Source organism: Streptomyces sp. 63XJN7_1_ISO-PGPR-S23-121 (genome assembly GCF_056173025.1).
Map to the genome: position 1 here is coordinate 563,529 of NZ_CM149653.1, position 18,252 is coordinate 581,780.

Consider the following 18,252-nt stretch of genomic DNA (forward strand, 5'->3'; position numbering starts at 1 on the left):
ATCAGGGGGAGCGGATGGCCACAGGGGAGGCCGGTCCGGGTCCGGCGCGGTCGGGTTCGCAGCCGAGAGAGCGGCTCGAAGCGACCATGCGCGGCCGACTCGGCCGGGAATGCGTGTACGTACCGTCGTGCCGTCTCGGGCTGTACGCGGCACTGCGTCACTGGTGCCCGCCGGGCGGCCGGGTGCTGATGTCGCCGGTCAACGACGACGTCATCTTCTTCGTCGTCCTGGCCGCCGGACTGCGGCCGGTGCAGGCGCCGCTGGATCCGCTGGACGCGTCCATCGACGTCGACGCCGTGCCCGCGGAGGTGTGGGGCTCGCTGTCCGCCGTGCTCACGACCAATCTGTACGGCAACCCGGACCCGGCGCCCCGGCTGCGCGAGCGCTGCGACGCGCTCGGCATCCCGCTGTTCGAGGACGCGGCGCACGCCATCGGCAGCGAGGTGGGCGGGCGGCCCGTCGGCACCTGGGGCGACGCGTCCGTGTTCAGCCTGTCCAAGCACGTGGGCGCCAAGGCCGGCGGGATCCTCGCGGTCGCCGACCCGGGGCTGCGGGAGGCGCTGGAGAAGTCCTGCGACGACCTGCTGCTGCCGGGCCGGGCCACGGCCGAGGCCGCCTACGCCGTCCGGCCGTACGCGGAGGCCGCCGTACGCGGACTGCGGCTGCGCCGGGCGGCCTGGGCCACGCTGCGGCTGCTGGGGCGGACGGAGCGCGAGGGGATCCGGATGCCGCTGCGGCCCGGGGAGCTGGCCCGGGCGGTCGCGGCGGCCCCGGACCTGGAGGCGCACGACCCGTGGGTCCGCGTCGACATGCACGACTACCGCCTGCGGTCCGGCCGCTTCCGGCTCGGGCGCGTCCGGCGCGGACTCGACCGGCTGGACGAGGTGCTCGCGGGCTGCCGGGCAGGCACGGAACTGCTGCTGTCGACCCGCTGGGCCCACCCGGCGGGCGGCCGGCGGCCGGCCGTGCCGCAGCCGCTGTTCCGGGTGCCGCTGCTCGTGGCGGACCGGGACGCGGCGATCGCGGCGCTGGCCCGGCGGGGCATCGTCGTCGGATACCTCTACGATCCGCCGCTGGACGACTACGCGGGCGCGGAGTTCACCGACCTCTCGCCCAGCCCCGAGGGGGCGCGCTGGTTCGCCCGGCACGCGCTGCCCGTGGACCCGCTGCGTGCCCGTACGGTCGTCCGGGCGCTGGAGGAGTCCGGGGCGCGGCCCGCCGAGGCGCCGGAGGGGGCGGGACCGTCCCGTGGCTGAGACGCGGGTGCAGGAGGCCGCCGCGGCGCCCGCGGGCGGTGACCCGGAGCCGTCCGGGAGCGGGCCGGGCTCCGACTCGCTGTTCAAGAACGCCTACTTCCTCATGCTCAGCACCGGCGTCTCCGCCGTGCTCGGCCTGGGCTTCTGGCTCGTGGCCGCCCGCTACTACTCGGAGGAGGCCGTCGGCCAGGGCTCGGCCGCCATCGCCGCGATGCGGCTGCTCGCCAGCATCACGGCGACCACGATGATCGGCGCCGTGGTCCGCTTCGTGCCCCGCGCCGGGCGGGCGACCGGCCCGCTGGTGCGGCGTGCGTACGTGGCCAGTTCGGTGGTCGTGGTCGTGGCCGCCGTGGTCTTCCTGCTCACCCTCGACCTGTGGGGCGCCTCGTACGCGCCGCTCGGCACTCCCGCGGCGGGGGCGCTGTTCGTCGCCGCGTGCGTGGCCTGGGCGCTGCTCACCCTCCAGGACGGGGTGCTGACCGGGCTGCGCAAGGCCGAGTGGGTGCCCGCCGGGAACGCGGTGTTCTCGGTCGGGAAGCTGATCCTCCTGGCCGTCCTCGCCTCCGCGCTGCCGGTGCTCGGCATCTTCGTGTCCTGGGCCGTGGCCATCGCCTTCTCCACCCTGCCGCTCGGCTGGCTGATCTTCCGCAGGCTCATCCCGCGCCAGGCCGCCGCCGACCACGACGTGGAGCCGCCGAAGGCCCGCGAGATGGGCCGCTTCCTGGCCGGGGACTCGCTGGGCGCGCTGTTCAGCATGGCGATGATCAATCTGCTGCCGGTGATGGTCGCGGTCCGCTTCAGCGCCGCGGAGAACGGCTTCTTCTACGTGGCGTACACGGTCGGCGGCACCATGGAGTTCATGGCCATCAACATGGCCTCCTCGCTCACCGCCCACGCCTCGCACGACCCCCGCCACCTCGCCGACGGCGTGCGCGGGGCGCTGCGCCGCATGACGCTGCTGCTGGTGCCGGTCGTCCTGGTGCTGGTCGTCCTCGCCCCGCAGATCCTCGCCCCGTTCGACGCGGACTACGCCGAGCACGGCTCCACGGTGCTGCGGCTGCTGGCCGTCGGCGCGCTGCCGAGGATCGTCGTCGAGCTGTACATCGGCGTGCTCCGCGTCCAGGGGCGCACCGGCGTGCTCGCCGCCGTGCAGGGCACGATGTGCGTCCTCGTCCTGGGCAGCGCTGCCGTGCTGTTCACCCCGGCCGGGATCGCGGGTGCCGGCTGGGCCGTGGTGCTGAGCATGACGCTGGTCGCCCTGGGCTGCGCGCCGGGCCTGCGGTCCACGCTGCGCGGCGGCGGCACCGGCGGCGGGCGGCGGCGCGGCGGCCGGGAGGCCGAGGGCCCCGACTACGGCACCAGCTGGGCCCGGCTCAACGCCACCGCCGGGTACGGCACCGGCTGGGCGCGACGGGCCGCGTACGAACAGCGGGACGCCGACGGGGACACGGCCACCTTGTTCATCGGCCGTCCCGGCTACGAACGCGAGGCGCTTCAGGCGGACACGCTGGCCCTGATCGTGCGGCCGTCCGGTTCCGGTCCCGGCGCGGAGACCGGCGGGCCCGACGGCCCGGCGCCGCCCGCGGGGGCCGGGCCGGCCGAGCGCGGGGAGCGGTGGCTGAGGGGAGCCCTGTGGTCCCTGCTCGCCGTCGCCACCGTGGCCTTCTGGGCGGCGCTGCGCGGTCTGCCCCGGCCGGGCGGCGCGTCCGCGGCCGACGGGGGCGGGCTGACCGGGCGCCGGCTGCTGGAGGGGCTACCGCCGCTCGCGCTCGTCGCGGTGGGCCTGTTGCTGGTGGTGTTCGCGGCGGCGGTGACGCTGTGCGCCGGGCACGACGCGTGGCTGCCCGGGGCCGCCCTGGGGTCGGCGCTGCTCGCGCTGCACGCCGCGCCCGCGGCCGTCGGCCGGGAGCCCCGTCCGGCCGACGGGGCGTGGACCTCGGGGACGGCCCGTTTCCTGGCGGAGGCGGTGGGCCTCGACGGGCCCGGGGCGCTGCTGCGGTGGGGGCCGCCGGTGCTTCAGCTGCTGTGTCTCGTACCGCTGTGGCTGCTGCTCGCCCAGGTGGGCGGACGGCTGCCCCGGGCGGTGCGCTGGGGCGTGCTGTACCTCGTCGCGATGGGCGGCTGGGTGTGGCGGGAGACGATCGCCCCGGCCGCCCTGCCGGTGTTCGTGGTGCTCACCGTGCTCGTCCTGCTGGTGCCGCTCGGCCGTGCCGCGTCGGCGAGAGGGCTCCCGCGCCCCGGCGGCACGGCCGGCCGGCCGGGGTGCTGATCCGGGGCGCTGATCCGCGTCCCCGGACCGGCCGGCCGGTGCCCGGTCAGCGGGTCGGCACCGGCTGGTGGAAGTACCGGTTCTTCCCGGCCTCCCGGTAACCGTCCAGCCCCGGGCCGGCGTTGACGGTCAGGTCGCACGCGGGGTTCTCCGAGGGGGCCCGGTTCCAGTGGACCAGCGCCTTCACCCGGGGGAGCTCCTTCACGGCCGCGGGGATCTCCGTGTACCAGTCGCGCTGGCGGTCCGGGTCTCCGGCGTCGGGCGCGGTGGCGAACTCGGCGAGCATCACCGGCTTGTCGTCGGTGACGTTCTCGCGCAGCCAGGCGTAGCTGGGCTGCTGGCTGCGCAGGAAGTCCTTCCAGTCGGTCGTGTTGTGGCACCGGTAGTAGTTGTACTGGTCCATGGCGATCCAGTCGACGTACGCGTCCCCGGGGTACAGCGCCTTCATCTCGTCCGCGCTGCCGAGGTAGCCGGAGACGGTCCACACCCACACCACGTTGTCGGCTCCCAGTTCGCGGAAGCGGTCGTGGAGATGGCGGTAGGCCGCGACGAACTCCGCGGGGGTGCCGGCGCCTTCCTTGATGCGGGCGTCGGTCTCCTGGTCGAAGGAGAGGAGGACGCGCTTGCCGTAGGCCTTGATGCGCCGGATCTGCGGGTCGAGGATCTCCTCGTCGTACTTCCCCGAGGCGATGTTCTTCCAGCCGAGCTGCGTCTCCGTCCAGTTCTCGTGGTGCGGTTCGGTCCAGACGGTGGACTCCCAGGCCAGCATCAGCAGCCTGTCCCTGCCGAGTTCCTGCTCGTCCGGCGTGAGCAGTTGTCCGTCGAGCTCGGTGTCCGACATGTCGTGGTAGTTGTAGACGAGGTCGAGCCTGCGGCCGATCCGCTTCTCGAAGCCGAGCACGGCGTCCTTGAGCGAGCCGTTGCCGGCGTACGGCACGTAGGCGCCCCACCAGGCTCCGCAGGGCGGGACCAGTGTGCCGGTGGGCGCGCAGGGCCCGGTGGGCAGCTCGCCCGAGGCCGCGTTGCCGGGCAGGGCGTCACCGGCGGGCGCCCTCCGGTCCTCGGAGCGGCCGGCCCAGACGCCGAGCCCGGCGAGCAGCGCGGCCACCACCACCAGGACGACGGCCGTCCAGGTGCGCTTCCCGGTGCCCTCCGTGCCGGTCTCCTCGTGTGTTCCGGACGGTGTGTGCGGTCCGCCCGGCCGGTGCCGGCCCGTCATGTGCCGCCACCGCCGGCCGGCCCGCGTGCGGCGCGTTCGACCGCGCCGCGCCGGGCGGCGGGCAGCGGCAGCCCCGGCAGGGCCGCGGTGACCGTGGTGAAGACGGCGAGCGGGACGAGGAAGGCGGTGGCCGAGAAGCCCTCCACCAGGAACAGCGAGGTGGCGGTCAGGACGCCGAGCGAGAGGCTGACGGGCGCGACCAGCGCGACGGCCTCCAGCCGGGCGCCGGCGGCCAGCCCGGCGGGCTGCGGGTACAGCGCCGCGCAGCCCGGTCCGAACAGGGTGAAGAGCAGCACCGGTATCCAGCGCAGCGGCGAGGGGCCCGGCAGGGCGGTGGCGGCCAGGGCGAGCCAGCCCGAGGCGGCGACGAGGACTCTGAGGTGCGTCGGGGTGACCACGGGGCCCCTCGCCGCCTCGGTGCTGTGTTCGATGTCCGGGGTGCTGTTCATGGCCTGACCTGACTGCCCTTCGTCGTCACTGCGCTCACGTGGTGGTCGTTCAGCGGGTGGCCGGGCGGTACTCCAGCACGACGCCGTACGGGTGTGCCTCGACGGTCCGGAAGAGCGGCGACGCGGTCAGCTCCGTACGGAGCGTCTCGAAGCCGCCGGCCGGCAACAGGCCCTCTCCGGCGGTGTAGACGTCCTGGGTGCGGGTGAGGACGACGTACGTCCTGGTGCCCGGCGGGATCCCCGCGGCGAGGTAGCCGGCCGGGTCCTTCAGCATCCGCTCGTTCTCGGGCAGTTCCTGCTCGGCGAAGTACCAGTGCTCCAGCCGGTCGTAGCGGTGGAGTGCCTGTGGGAAGGAGCCGGTGGTGGCGAGGATCAGCGAGCCGTCGGGGGCGCTGTCGAGGGCGCGGGTGACCAGCGCGGTCTCCTCGGGCGGGGTGTAGTACATCTTCTCCTTGCCGTAGTACGACGGCAGGAAGCCGGCCGACAGCAGCACCAGCACGGCGGGCAGCGCGACGGCCGCGGTCCTGTCGCGCAGGACCTTCCTCCGGCCGGGGCGCGGTCCCGCGGCGGCCGGCACGAGTGCGGCGGCGGCGAAGAAGGCGGCGCCGGGCAGGCCGAACAGGTAGACGCGGAACAGCATCTCGCCGCCGTAGTCGTTGACGGCGAACAGCGGCACGGGGGCGAGGGAGACCAGCAGCAGCGGCAGGGCGCTGCGGGTCAGCCGGCGCCGCAGCACGACGGCCGCGCCGGCCAGGACGACGATCGCGAGGACCATCAGCACGCCGGCCCGGCCCGCGAGCTCGGGTCCGGGCCCGGTGAGCTGTCCCGCGTAGCCCGCGCGGGAGTTCTGGGTCAGCTCGCCGATCGACTCCTTGAGCGTGGAGAGCGTCTCCGTGAACAGGGGACGCCCCATGGTGAGGTCCCAGGTCAGCATCAGCAGTGCGGCCACGGCCAGCAGTCCGGCGTTGCGGTAGCGGCGGGTCAGGTTGAGCGCGAGCAGGCAGACGCACAGCATCACCGGCGTGAGCTGGTGCGTCGCGTTGACGGCGGCGATCAGCGGGGCGAGGACCAGGACGCAGACGGCGCGCTGGCGGAGGTTCGTGGGCGGCGGTACGGCGGCGGCCGCCGGGTCGAGGAGGGTGCGGTCGCGCAGCCGCCCGGCGGACCCGGGACGCACGAAGTGCCGCAGCACCACCGCGAGGATCGTCAGGTGCAGCAGGTAGGCGAGCCCCTGGGGGGCGAAGTAGTCCTGGCCCACCCAGTTGGCGAGCTGGAAGATCCAGACGGCGGTCCACACCAGCCGCCAGTCCCGGCAGAAGGTGCGGTAGATCAGGACCAGCACCGGGATCGTCAGCAGGCCGAGGACGATCGGCGCCCAGTTCGCGTACGCGGCGGCGCTCTCCGTGCCCAGGGCGCGGGTCAGGCCCGCGTTGAGCGTGAAGAAGCCGGGCCACTGGTCGTACGCCGACATGTTGCCCGACAGCGCCGCCTCCGGACGCAGCTCGCCGTTGGCCAGCAGTGTGTTGACGACGGCGTCGTGCTTCGAGGCCCACGGGTAGCGCACCGCGTCGTACAGCACCGCCGGGGGTGCCTTGAGGGCGAACAGCAGCGCGGCGCAGTGCGCGGCCGGCCACCAGGGCGCGGTGGCCGCGCGCCGCAGACCGACGACGAAGCCGGCGGTGAGGACGAGCAGCGAGAAGTAGTAGGTGACGGGCAGCCGGTCCAGCAGGCCGTAGTCGTCCATCTCCCGGAAGCCGATGCGGGGCAGGGAGTACGTCCACAGTCCGGCCGCGAGCAGCAGGGTCAGCAGACCGGCGCCGGGCGTACCGCGCGGGATCCACCGCGATCTCCGGGCGCCGCCGCCGTCCCCGCCCGGGCGTTTCCGCCCGGTGGCGGCGTCGGGGGCGGGCAGCGTGCTGCTTTCGGCGGTCGGTACGGGCACGTGGTGCTGCACGTCGAGACTCCCCTCCCCGGGCCAAGTATAGGAACTTTTCCGGTTTTTCACGCCGAATTCGTCGGACTCGGACCTCCTGGCGAGGCCGCCCGCCCCCGCCGTTCAGCCGGCGAAGACGGGACCGCGCAGGGCGGCGCGGGTCCGGCGGTACCAGCGCCAGCCGACCGTCCGCGGCCCGTCGCGGTACGGCGCGACCCGGGCGCCGCGGCCGGCCAGCCAGGTCCGCACGTCGTCGGCGGTGTGGCCGCGGCGCACGATGAGGCGGGCGATGCGGTACCGCTCGTCGCGGCCGGAGCTGAGCGCGTGCCGGACGGCGGTGGCCGTCTCGTAGCCGGCGCGGGCCGACATGGCCCTCACCCGCGGGCTGTTGTAGCCGTGCGGGTAGGCGAGGTGGCGGACCGGGTGGCCGAGGGCGTCCTCCAGCACGTTCTTCGAGGTGCGCAGTTCGTACGCGAGGGCCGTGCCGGACAGGGTGTCGAGCTGGGCGTGGGTGACGGTGTGGCTGCCGATCTCCATGCCGGAGCGCTCCAGTTCCGCGGCCTCGCCCAGGGTCATCATCGGGGCGGGCGGCAGCAGGCTGCGGCCGCCCGGGGTGATGGCGCCGGTGGTGAGGTAGGCGGTGGCGGGCAGCGCGCGCTCGGCCAGCGCCTCGGCGGTCGGGCCCGGCAGGTCGGCGAAGCCGTCGTCGAAGGTCAGCAGCACGGGCCGGGGCGGCAGGGGCGCCCGCCCGGCGAAGTGGTCGGCGACCGCGCCGATGGTGACGGGGGTCCGGCCGCTGTCGACGACCGCGTCGAGGTGAGCGGCGAACTCCCGCGGGCCAACGGTGAATTCGGCGATCCAGCCGGGCGGGTCCGCCATCACGGCGTGGTAGAGGAGGACGGGGACGCAGTCGCCGTCCGCCCGTTCTCTGCCGTCCGGCGTGTCCTCGCCGCGACGGCCCGTCGTCGTCATCGCGTCCTCCCGGGAGCGGACCGGAGGGCGTACCGGGCGCGCAGGTAGCCCACCGGCCCGTAGGCCATGCCCCGTCGCTGCAGCCGCGACAGCCGTCGTGGCCACGGGTGGGTCCGTTCGTCGTGTCCGCCCGGTGCGCCGCCGCCGTCCGTGTCGCGGACGGCGGTCAGCACGCGCGCGTGGGCCAGCCCGCGCGGCAGCCGGGCGAGGAACGCCGGCAGCAGCGCCGGCCGGTTCACCAGGATCGCCGTGAGGTACGCGGTGAGTCCCGCGCCGTAGCCGTACGCCTGGGTCTCCAGGTCCCGCCAGCTCTCCCGGTGGTGGTGCCACACCAGGGCCGTCGGGGTGTAGTGCAGCCGTGCGCCCTGGGCGAGGACGCGCACGAAGCCGTACAGGTCGTCGCCGCCCCGCGCGTGCGTGCCCGCGCCGGTCGCCGGGTCGAATCCGCCGACCGCGCGCAGGGTCGCCGTGCGGAAGGCCATGTTGGCGCCGGAGCCGAAGCGCCCCGCGGTGAAGGGGAACAGCGGTTCGTCCGCGGGCGGGTGCTCCGGGTCGTACGTGCGCGGGACGAAGCCCTTCGCGAAGCCGCCGTGGCTCTCCAGGAGCACCTGGGCGGGGGTGCGCAGCCGCGCGGGCAGGATCAGCCCCGTGGCACAGCCCAGGCGCGGGTCGGCGGCGAAGGGGGTGGTCAGTTCGGTGAGCCAGCGCGGGTCGGCGACCACGTCGTCGTCGGTGAAGGCGACCACCTCGCCCCGTACGGCGGCCAGCCCTCGGTTGTGGGCGACGGCGAGTCCGGGCACCGGCTCGCACACGTACCGCACCCGCTCGGCGTACTTGCGCTCGACCAGCTCCCGCGTCTCGTGGGTCACCGGGGCGTTGTCGACGACGACGATCTCGGCGTCCGGGTGGTCCTGCGCGAGCAGGGAGTCGAGCGCGCGGGCGAGCCGGCCGGCGCGCTCCCGGGTGGCGACGACGACACTGGCGGACGGCGGGGTGGGCGGTGGGGTGGGCGCGGGCCCGGGATGCGGTCCGGGTGGCGGGGCGGGGTGCAGGCGCCGGGCGAGCGCCGCCAGCGTCCGCGTCGGGTCCGCCCCCTCCGGCACCCGCCCGAGCAGGGTGCCCACGGGCCGGCCCCCGCGGCGGACCAGGACGAACACCGCGCCGGCCGTCACCGGCGGACCGCCCGGCCCCGCTCCGAGGCCGGCCTCCCCCTCGTCCCCGAGGTCCAGCTCGGCGACCTGCGCCGGCTCGGTGCCGAGGAACCTCTCGATCTCCTGCCGTGTCTCCTGCCGCGCACGCCGTGCTCCGGCCATGCGCCCCACCCCCCTCGTGGTTGCCCCTCGGTCACGGCCGGCGCAGCCGGGCCGCCCCCCTCAGCGTGCGTGCCGCCAGTGACGCCAGCCGCGGCCGGTCGCGCACGAAGCCGTGCGCGCGCCGGGCGGGTTCGCGGCCGAGCCACTGCAGCGCGGCGCCCGCCCCCGGGCGCGTGGCCGTCCCCTCGTACACGGGCAGTTCGCCGGTCCGCAGCGAGTCCTTGTACTCCGCCGCGCCCCGCCCCATGTCGAGCAGGCCGATGCCCTCGGCGGCGGCGGCCTCGGCCATCCGCAGATGCAGTACCAGCCCCGGCGAGTACTTCGCGGCCTCCGGGTCGTACGCCGGGAACCAGCAGGCCAGGACCGAGGCCGAGCGCAGCCCGAAGTGGGCGGCGACGGGCCGGCCGCCGGCGTAGAGGACGGACAGCGTGCCCGTGCACTGGGGCGCCCGGGTCCCGGCGAGCCGCCCGACGAGCCGGGTGATCCACTCCTGCGCGAACCGGTCCCGCCGCCCGGTCCTGCGGTACTGCGCCGACTTCCATTCCATGAGCGTGCGCAGCGCGGCCGGTTCGCGCTCGTCGAAGACGAACCGCACGTCGCCGACCTGCCGGCCCAGCCTGCGCTCCTTGGCGAGGGTGGTCTTCAGGAACTTCGGCGACTGGGCGCGCAGCACGTTCTCGTACGCCTCGTAGCCCTTCTCCACGTCGATGACGTAGGTGGTGTGCTCCTCGGCGGCGTACGGCACGAACAGGCCCTGCTCGGCCTCCAGGTTGTCGAAGGCGAGGCTCGACAGGGAGCAGGCCCGCAGCAGTCGGCGGGTGTCCGGGACGAGACCGGGCCGCAGCACCGCGCCCTGGCAGTCCGAGACCCCGAGTCCGATCGCCCGGCCCTGACCCAGCGGCCCGCGCTCGTGCGGCAGGAAACCGGCGGCCTCACCGCCGTCGTACAGCACCGCGACCCGCGCCCCGGGCCGGACCCGGCCCACGGCGTCGGTGAACTCCGGCTCCATGAACGGATTGCGCGGCGCCCTCGAGGCAGCGCGCAGCGCGCGCCAGCGCTCCCGTTCCCCCTCGCCCAGCTCCTCCGGCCTCAGTACACGTACACGTCCGCCGTTCAACCCGACCCCCCGATCAAGTCCCCCCTGGACAGAAGGAAGGTACCCCCGGGGCCGCCGGGAGGGTAGAAGGCGGAGCATGTTGTTGCCAACTGGTGCACAGGCCTTTAACCGCCTTTAGACGGTGTTGCGTCAGGTTTCGGACACCTGCGAACGTCCTCGTGCGCAACCGGTCGTGGGTGAGTCGGGCAGGTTCGGTGTCCGTATTCTCTGATCATGGACCGCACCGCATATGCCCTCGTCGCCACCGACCTCGACGGAACGCTGCTGCGCGGCGACGACACCGTCTCCGACCGGTCGCTGGCCGCGCTGGAGCGGGTGGCCCGGGCCGGCGCGCGGCACCTGGTGGTCACGGGGCGCCCGGCACCGAGGGTGCGCCCGCTGCTCGACGGCCTGGGCTGCACGGGGCTCGCGGTGTGCGGACAGGGCGCGCAGGTGTACGACTCCGGCGCGCACCGGATGCTTTGGTCGGTCACCCTGGACCGGGAACTGGCGGAGACCGCGCTCGGCAAGATCGAGGCGGAGGTGGGTGAGGTCTACGCCGCGGTCGACCAGGACGGGGTCGACGGACTGACGCTGATCGAGCCGGGCTACCTGATGCCCCACCCGACCCTGCCCGCGGTGCGGGTGGAGCGGCGCGACGAGCTGTGGAGCGCGCCGATCAGCAAGGTGCTGCTGCGCCACCCCGACCTGTCCGACGACGAGCTGGCGGCGACGGCGCGCGCGGTGGTCGGTTCCCTCGCGACGGTCACGATGTCGGGGCCGGGGACGGTGGAGCTCCAGCCGTGCGGTGTCACCAAGGCGACCGGCCTGGCGCTCGCCGCCGAGCACCTGGGCCTGAGCCGGCGCCGGACGATCGCCTTCGGGGACATGCCCAACGACATCCCCATGTTCCACTGGGCGGCCCGCGGGGTCGCCATGGCCGGCGCGCACCCCGAACTGAAGGCGGTCGCGGACGAGGTCACCACGACGAACGAGGACGACGGCGTGGCCGTCGTCCTCGAGCGGATCTTCGGAGCCGGCTAGGTCCCGGTCCCGTCGGAGGCCGACGGGACCGGATCACGGCCGGGTGCGGGGTACGGCTCAGTACGCGCTGAAGACGTTGTCGATCGAGCCGTACCGGTCGGCCGCGTAGTTGCAGGCGGCGGTGATGTTGGCGACCGGGTCGTACGAGTCCCAGGAGGTGCCGGCGACGTGGTACGCCTGGAAGGTCGGGTCGATCACCTGGAGCAGGCCCTTGGACGGGGTGCCGTTGACGGCGTTGATGTCCCAGTTGTTGATGGCGAGCGGGTTGCCGGACGACTCCCGCATGATGTTGCGGTGGATGCCGTCGTACGTCCCGGGGATTCCGTGCCGGGCCATGATGTCCAGCGACTCGCGGATCCAGCCGTCGAGGTTGTCCGGGTAGGCCGTGGTCGCCGCGGTGGCGGCGGTGGTCGTGGTGGCCGGCGTGGCGGCGGACGCGGTGGCGGCCCCGACGAGCGGCATGGCGAAGACGGCGGCGCCGGCGCCGGCGAGGGCGAGCTTGCGGCCGAGGCGGGCGGTGCGGGCGTGACGGTTCTGACCGTTGGCAGGCATGTGTGTGTCCCTCTCCTACGCCTGCGAGGTGAGCTGTCGGGTTCGGGCGGGGAGGTGCCCGGCCGTGCCCTGACGGGTACGGCTTCACCCCGAGCCGCTCCGGTGGTGTCCGGCGCGACGACTTACCTGGGTCCCCCGCTCCTGCCTGCGAGTGTGTCGAGTGGATGACTGTGCGTCGGGGCGGTGGCAGGATTCGGCGTCCGCCCGACAGGCCGGGAACGTATGCGAGAGCACATGTCCGGAACAAGTGCAGGAATCACTCGACGCGCCTCTTGACCTTGATCAGGGCGTTTTGAGCTGCTTGATCCTTTGCGACTGCCAAGGGCCAACTCCCCTACGGGGCAAAGGGGTGGCGGGGTTCGCGGCGCGGGTGCGGGGGGTCGCCGGGGCGTGAGCCAACTCACGGGCCTCAACAAGATCGGCAAAACGGGCATTAGGGCCAACTAGTGGCCAACCGGCCGCCGATGGGGGTCGCTTCGCCGGCGGGCGCGGGACGGGCGGCCGGGCCGGGGCTCCGTACCCTCGATCGCGCCTCGCCGCCGGTGGTCCGTCCCGGTGTCCCCGCGCGCTGTGCGGGCATCCGTTCGGAGAGGGGAGGGGGGAGAGGAGGGCGGGAGGGTGCCGAATGGGTGACGTTCCCGGGGTGCGGCCCGTTGGGAGGAATGGTGGGATCTTCGGTGGCGGTTTCCGGCGTGCCGTGTCCCGGTTCGCGCCGTTCTGGTGGCATCGGGCGGTATCTGCTCATATCGCCCGATCAAAAACATATCGCGCATGATCCAATACCGACCGGCCTGTAACGGTGGGCGCTAGCGGTGATCGAAACGTGACCGGATACGCTGACTCGAGTGGTGGCAGCGACCTATCGACAAACCAGGTAATCGCCAGTAGACACCAGCAGACAGGAGACCCCTCGTGACCGTCGTCGGGCCGTTCGGGCTGAGCGTGCGGGACCAGGCTCTGGAAGCCGATGTCCAGACCGGATTGGCGGCCGTCGAGGAAGGGTTGCTTGAGGCAACCAAAAGTGAGGTGCCGTTCATCACGGAGGCCGCCCAGCACCTGGTGCGGGCCGGCGGCAAGCGGTTCCGGCCGCTGCTGGTGATGCTCGCCTCCCGGTTCGGCGACCCCTACGCGCCCGGCATCGTGCCCTCGGCCGTGGTCGTGGAGCTGACCCACCTCGCCACGCTGTACCACGACGACGTGATGGACGAGGCCGCCGTGCGCCGCGGCGTCCCCAGCGCGAACACCCGCTGGGACAACTCGGTGGCGGTCCTCACCGGCGACTTCCTGTTCGCCCGCGCCTCCCAGATCCTCGCCGACCTCGGGCCCGAGGCGGTCCGGGTGCAGGCCCTGGCCTTCGAGCGGCTCGTCACCGGCCAGATCCTGGAGACGGCCGGCCCGCAGGACGGACGGGACCCGGTCGACCACTACCTGGACGTGCTGGGCGGCAAGACGGGGTCGCTGGTGGCGGTCTCCTGCCGGTTCGGCGCGATGATGTCCGGCGCCGACGAGACGGTCGTCGACGTGCTGACCCAGTACGGCGAGCGGCTCGGCGTCGCCTTCCAGCTCGCGGACGACGTCCTGGACATCGCCTCCGACTCCCACGAGTCGGGCAAGACGCCCGGCACGGACCTGCGCGAGGGCATCCCGACCCTCCCGGTGCTGCGGCTGCGCGAGCGGGCGGCCCGGCTGGGGCTGGCCGAGGACGTCGCCCTGTGCGAGCTGCTCGACTCCGACCTGAGCGACGACGCACGGCACGCCGAGGCGCTGCGCCTGCTGCGCGCCCACCCCGCGCTCGAACAGGCGCGGCGGGACACCGTCCGGTACGCGAAGGACGCCCGGGCGGCGCTGGCCCCGCTGCGGGAGTGCGACGCGAAGGCCGCGCTGATCGAGCTGTGCGACGCGGTGGTGCACCGGGCCGGCTGACCCCGCCCGGCCGTTCCCCGCGCCCTCCCGGCGTGGCGCCCCTGCCCCCTACGGGCCGGGGGAGATGCCGCTCCTCCGTGTCATCCCGCAGGAGTACGCGGAGTTGAGCCCGAGGTCTGACGCTTCTTCCTGACCGATTTGGTCAGATGGACACCACGGAAAAACACCACTCCTCACCGATTCGGGTGAGAATGGCGGCTCACGGGTGAACAGTGCGAGGTCGCGAGACAGCCGCCGCCGACGACGGAGGTAGGGCACACATGGCACCGATCGATTCCGACGACAGCACGACCGCCGGGGAGCGCGAGGAACCGCGCACCGGACGGCGCAGGGCAGCGCGGTACGTCGTCCCGGTCGCGGTGATGGGCGTGGCGGCCGCCACGATCGGGCTCGTCCCCGCGCTCGCCGACTCCGGCGACCCGGACCTGCCGGAGGTGACGGCCCAGCAGCTCATCGAGAGGATCGCCCAGTCGGACGTCCAGCAGCTGTCCGGCACGGTGAGGATCAGCACCGACCTGGGCCTGCCGGACCTCGGCGGCCTGGAGAGCGGCCTGATGTCCGGCATGTCCGGCGGCCCGGGCGAGGGCGAGGGCGACGACGGCTCCGCCGCCGACCCGTCCGCCAAGCTCACCGGGCTGGTGACCGGCACCCACACGCTGCGCGTCGCGGCCGACGGACCCGACCGGCAGAAGCTGTCCCTGCTGGAGAACGCCGCCGAGTACAGCCTGATCCACGACGGCAAGGACGTCTGGGGCTACGACAGCAGGTCCAACGAGGTCTACCACTCCACCGCCGCGGCGGGCGCCGAGCGGCCCGCCGAGAAGGCGCCGGCCACCCCGAAGGACTTCACCGAGCAGGCACTGAAGGCGGTCGACGACACCACCTCCGTGACCGTGGACGGCACCGCGCAGGTGGCCGGCCGGGACGCCTACCGGCTGGTGATCAAGCCCAGGCAGTCCGGTTCCACGGTCGGCGCGATCAGCGTGGCCGTGGACGCGAGGACCGGCATGCCGCTGAAGTTCACGCTCACCCCGTCCAGTGGCGGCGCCGCCGTCGTGGACGCCGGCTTCACCCAGGTCAGCTTCGCGAAGCCGGACGCGTCGGCCTTCGACTTCACCCCGCCCAAGGGCGCGAAGGTCACCGAGGGCGACGCGGCGCCCCAGGCGCCCGAGCGGGGCCGGGGGCCCGGCGGCGACCTCGCCGGGGGCCTGGACGGCCTGAAGGTCATCGGCGAGGGCTGGAACTCGATCGCCGCCTTCGACACCGGTGGCCAGGGTCTGCCCAAGGACTCCGCGGGCGGGGACCTGGGCGGCTTCCTGGGCTCCTTCGGCGACCAGGTCAAGGGCGACTTCGGTTCGGGCACGGTCTTCGAGACCCGCCTGGTCAACGCCCTGATCACGGACGACGGCAAGGTCTACGCCGGCGCGGTCACCAAGGACGCGCTGGTGAAGGCGGCCGACGCCGCGAAGTAGGACCGGACGCCACGGTCCGTACCCGTACGACGAGGAGAGGGAGCCGATGGGTGAGCCGTCCGCCGCGGAGCCGGAGCGTCCGGACCGGGGGAGCGCGGGTGACGCCGTGATCGCCACCCGGGCGCTCACCAAGCGCTACCGCGGCGGGCAACTCGCCGTCGACGGCCTGGACCTGACCGTCCCGGCGGGCAGCGTCTTCGGCTTCCTCGGCCCCAACGGCTCCGGCAAGACCACTACCATCCGCATGCTGATGGGCCTGATCGAGCCGACCTCGGGCACGGCACGGGTGCTGGGCCGGCCGGTGCCGCGCGCCGCCCGTGCCGTACTGCCCCAGGTCGGCGCCCTCATCGAAGGCCCCGCCCTGTACGGCTTCCTCTCCGGCCGCGACAACCTCCTGCGCTACGACGCCGCCGACCCCACCGCCGACCCGCGCACCCGGCGCGAGCGCGTCGGGGCGGCGCTGGACCGGGTGGGCCTCGCGGCCGCCGCGGGCAAGAAGGCGAAGGCGTACTCGCTCGGCATGAAGCAGCGCCTCGGCCTGGCGGCGGCGCTGCTCCAGCCGCGCCGCCTGCTGGTGCTGGACGAGCCCACCAACGGGCTCGACCCCCAGGGCATGCGCGAGATCCGCACCCTCGTGCGCGAGCTGGCCTCCGACGGCACGACCGTCTTCCTCTCCTCCCACCTGCTGGACGAGATCGAGCAGGTGTGCACGCACGCCGCGGTGATGGCGCGGGGCCGGCTGATCACGCAGGGCGCGGTGGCCGACCTGGCGGCCGGGGCGCGTGGCCGGCTGGTGGTGACCACGCCGGACACGGGAGAGGCGGCACGGGTGCTGAAGGAGCGGGGCGCCGGGGACGTAACCGTCGCCGAGGACCGGGTGACGGCGGAGCCACCGGGCGGCGACCTCGCCGATCTGAACGCCGCGCTGGTCGCGGCCGGCGTGCGCGTCCGCGGGTTCGGGGTGGAACGGGCCTCCCTGGAGGACGCGTTCGTGGCGCTGACGGGGGAGGGCTTCGATGTCGCGGGCTGAGGCGTCACCGGCAGGGGCGGCACGGTCCGACGGAGCTGTGGGCGGGAGCACGGACGTGGACGTGGACGCGGGCGTCGGGCGCGCGCCGCGCCGCCTGTGGTCCCTCGGGCTGCTGCGCAGCGAGCTGCTGACCACCTTCCGGCGCTGGCGCACCCTCGCCCTGCTGGGCGTGCTGGCCGCGGTGCCGGTCCTGGTGGGGGTCGCCGTGAGGATCGAGACGGGCGACGGCTCGTCGTTCGGCGGGGGAGGCCGGGGCGGCGGGGGCGACGGACCGGCGTTCATCTCGCAGATCAGCAACAACGGACTGTTCCTGGTCTTCACCGCGCTGGCCGCGACGCTCCCGTTCTTCCTGCCCATGGCCGTCGGAGTCGTCGCCGGTGACGCGATCGCGGGCGAGGCGAGCGCGGGCACGCTGCGCTACCTCCTGGTCGCCCCGGCCGGGCGCACCCGCCTGCTGCTCACCAAGTACGCGACGGTGATCGCCTTCTGCCTCGCGGCCACCCTCGTGGTCGCCGTCTCGGCGCTCGCGGTCGGGGCCCTGCTGTTCCCGCTCGGTGACCTGACCACCATCTCCGGCACCCACATCACGTATGCCGAGGGACTCTGGCGGGCCCTGCTGATCGTCGTGGTCGTGGCCGCCTCGCTCGTCGGCGTGGCGGCGCTCGGCCTGTTCGTCTCCACGCTGACCACGAGCGGCATCGCGGCGATGGCGACCACGGTCGGGCTGCTGATCACCGTCCAGATCCTCGACCAGATCCCCCAGCTCCACGCGCTCCAGCCGTACTTCTTCTCGCACTACTGGCTGTCCTTCGCCGACCTGATGCGCGAGCCGGTCTACTGGGACGACCTGGTGAAGAACCTCGGCCTCCAGGCCCTGTACGCGGCGGTGTTCGGCTCGGCCGCCTGGGCCCGGTTCACGGCGAAGGACATCACCTCGTAGCCGGCGCGTCCGTCCGCTCGTAGGGGAAACGGGCGAGCGGCGGCTCCTCGGCGAAGAAGGTCTTGGCGCGGGACAGCGCGTCGGTGTCGCGCAGGACGTCGCCGGGCCTGCTGCCGTTGCCGAGCAGGACCCCGCCGAACCGCATGCCCATGTACGCCGCCGAGTTGTTCAGGCTGCCGATCAGCGGGTCGGCGACCTCCGGCTCCTCGTGCGCCAGCGCGGTGACGCCCCACAGGGTGCGGCCGGCCAGGGTCGCCTTGAAGTCGAGGCCGGGGGTGCGCAGCCAGCCGGACCAGTGGTCGAGGTAGCGCTTGACCGGGGCGGACAGCGAGTACCAGTACAGCGGCGAGGCGATCACCAGGTCGGTCGCGGTGAGCGTGGCGTCGAGCAGCAGGCCCGCGTTCCCCGCGGTGGGCCGGGTGTGGTCGCTGTCGTGCCGCAGGTCCTCGAACTCGGGCAACGGGTGCTCGGCCAGGCTGATCCAGCGCTGCTCGGTGTCCGCGGGCAGCTGCTCGGCGGCACGGCGGGCCAGCAGCTCGGTGTTGCCGTCGGGGCGGCTGCTGCCCAGCAGGAAGAGGAAGCGGCGGCTCATGGGTCCTCCCAGGTGATCGGCGTGCGCGAATTACCAGCACGTGCAGTATATGCGCGTGCATGGGATTGTCCAGGGTGGTGCCGGGCGGTGCGCGGGACGCCCGCTCGGGCGGCGCCGCCGGCGGTGGCCGACGCGGCCCACCGCACCTTCGTGACCTCCTGGAACGAGCCTGTGACACCGCGGTGACGCCAG

15 protein-coding genes and 1 riboswitch are annotated in these 18,252 nt (G+C 74.0%); of the genes, 7 read left to right on the forward strand and 8 right to left on the reverse strand.

Annotated features, from left to right (window positions below; all coding sequences use genetic code 11):
• Window positions 1–86 precede the first annotated feature (86 nt).
• Together AC0VYN_RS02690 and AC0VYN_RS02695 are read left to right on the forward strand one after the other, a co-directional pair.
• Entirely contained in the window at window positions 87–1,256 is a 1,170-nt protein-coding gene (locus AC0VYN_RS02690; RefSeq protein WP_475534618.1) for a DegT/DnrJ/EryC1/StrS family aminotransferase, read from the forward strand.
• Window positions 1,249–3,525, forward strand: coding sequence for a lipopolysaccharide biosynthesis protein (locus AC0VYN_RS02695; RefSeq protein WP_475534619.1), 2,277 nt, complete (start codon window positions 1,249–1,251; stop codon window positions 3,523–3,525). Before AC0VYN_RS02690 ends, AC0VYN_RS02695 begins: the two co-directional genes overlap by 8 nt.
• Before the next feature lie 46 nt (window positions 3,526–3,571).
• Here the strand turns inward: AC0VYN_RS02695 and AC0VYN_RS02700 are convergent, their stop codons facing one another.
• From AC0VYN_RS02700 to AC0VYN_RS02725, 6 genes are all read right to left on the reverse strand, one after another.
• Window positions 3,572–4,744, reverse strand: coding sequence for a glycoside hydrolase family 26 protein (locus AC0VYN_RS02700; protein WP_475534620.1), 1,173 nt, complete (start codon window positions 4,742–4,744; stop codon window positions 3,572–3,574).
• The gene (locus tag AC0VYN_RS02705) at window positions 4,741–5,193 is read right to left on the reverse strand and encodes a hypothetical protein (protein ID WP_475534621.1); all 453 of its coding nucleotides are present in this window, start codon (window positions 5,191–5,193) and stop codon (window positions 4,741–4,743) included. The genes AC0VYN_RS02700 and AC0VYN_RS02705 overlap by 4 nt, the downstream gene beginning before the upstream one ends.
• A 49-nt stretch (window positions 5,194–5,242) precedes the next feature.
• On the reverse strand, window positions 5,243–7,147 hold the full coding sequence (locus AC0VYN_RS02710) for a hypothetical protein (RefSeq protein ID WP_475534622.1): 1,905 nt from the start codon (window positions 7,145–7,147) through the stop codon (window positions 5,243–5,245).
• A 102-nt stretch (window positions 7,148–7,249) separates the two neighbouring features.
• Window positions 7,250–8,005: a polysaccharide deacetylase family protein gene (locus tag AC0VYN_RS02715; protein ID WP_475536804.1), complete on the reverse strand. Its 756-nt coding sequence runs from the start codon at window positions 8,003–8,005 to the stop codon at window positions 7,250–7,252.
• Window positions 8,006–8,094: 89 nt separating this feature from the next.
• Entirely contained in the window at window positions 8,095–9,411 is a 1,317-nt protein-coding gene (locus AC0VYN_RS02720) for a glycosyltransferase family 2 protein (protein WP_475534623.1), read from the reverse strand.
• Window positions 9,412–9,442: 31 nt separating this feature from the next.
• Entirely contained in the window at window positions 9,443–10,528 is a 1,086-nt protein-coding gene (locus tag AC0VYN_RS02725; RefSeq protein WP_475534624.1) for a GNAT family N-acetyltransferase, read from the reverse strand.
• A 213-nt stretch (window positions 10,529–10,741) separates the two neighbouring features.
• Between AC0VYN_RS02725 and AC0VYN_RS02730 the strand changes: the two genes are divergently transcribed.
• Window positions 10,742–11,551, forward strand: coding sequence for an HAD family hydrolase (locus tag AC0VYN_RS02730; RefSeq protein WP_475534625.1), 810 nt, complete (start codon window positions 10,742–10,744; stop codon window positions 11,549–11,551).
• Window positions 11,552–11,608: 57 nt separating this feature from the next.
• On the opposite strand, the gene AC0VYN_RS02735 is transcribed toward AC0VYN_RS02730, so the two are convergent.
• The gene (locus tag AC0VYN_RS02735; RefSeq protein ID WP_475534626.1) at window positions 11,609–12,103 is read right to left on the reverse strand and encodes a transglycosylase SLT domain-containing protein; all 495 of its coding nucleotides are present in this window, start codon (window positions 12,101–12,103) and stop codon (window positions 11,609–11,611) included.
• 3 nt (window positions 12,104–12,106) lie between these two features.
• Window positions 12,107–12,272, reverse strand: a riboswitch (cyclic di-AMP (ydaO/yuaA leader).
• A 743-nt stretch (window positions 12,273–13,015) separates the two neighbouring features.
• On the opposite strand from AC0VYN_RS02735, the gene AC0VYN_RS02740 reads away from it, so the two are divergent.
• The 4 genes from AC0VYN_RS02740 (at window position 13,016) to AC0VYN_RS02755 (ending at window position 17,468) form a co-directional block, all read left to right on the forward strand.
• Window positions 13,016–14,026, forward strand: coding sequence for a polyprenyl synthetase family protein (locus tag AC0VYN_RS02740; RefSeq protein ID WP_386920348.1), 1,011 nt, complete (start codon window positions 13,016–13,018; stop codon window positions 14,024–14,026).
• 260 nt (window positions 14,027–14,286) lie between these two features.
• Window positions 14,287–15,498: a LolA family protein gene (locus AC0VYN_RS02745; protein ID WP_475534627.1), complete on the forward strand. Its 1,212-nt coding sequence runs from the start codon at window positions 14,287–14,289 to the stop codon at window positions 15,496–15,498.
• 46 nt (window positions 15,499–15,544) lie between these two features.
• The gene (locus tag AC0VYN_RS02750) at window positions 15,545–16,528 is read left to right on the forward strand and encodes an ABC transporter ATP-binding protein (protein ID WP_475534628.1); all 984 of its coding nucleotides are present in this window, start codon (window positions 15,545–15,547) and stop codon (window positions 16,526–16,528) included.
• On the forward strand, window positions 16,515–17,468 hold the full coding sequence (locus AC0VYN_RS02755) for an ABC transporter permease (protein ID WP_475534629.1): 954 nt from the start codon (window positions 16,515–16,517) through the stop codon (window positions 17,466–17,468). The genes AC0VYN_RS02750 and AC0VYN_RS02755 overlap by 14 nt, the downstream gene beginning before the upstream one ends.
• Here AC0VYN_RS02755 and AC0VYN_RS02760 read toward each other — a convergent pair.
• Window positions 17,458–18,060 carry a flavodoxin family protein gene (locus tag AC0VYN_RS02760; protein WP_475534630.1) on the reverse strand — a complete coding sequence of 201 codons (603 nt, stop codon included), beginning with the start codon at window positions 18,058–18,060 and terminating at the stop codon, window positions 17,458–17,460. The genes AC0VYN_RS02755 and AC0VYN_RS02760 overlap by 11 nt on opposite strands.
• Window positions 18,061–18,252: the final 192 nt, after the last annotated feature.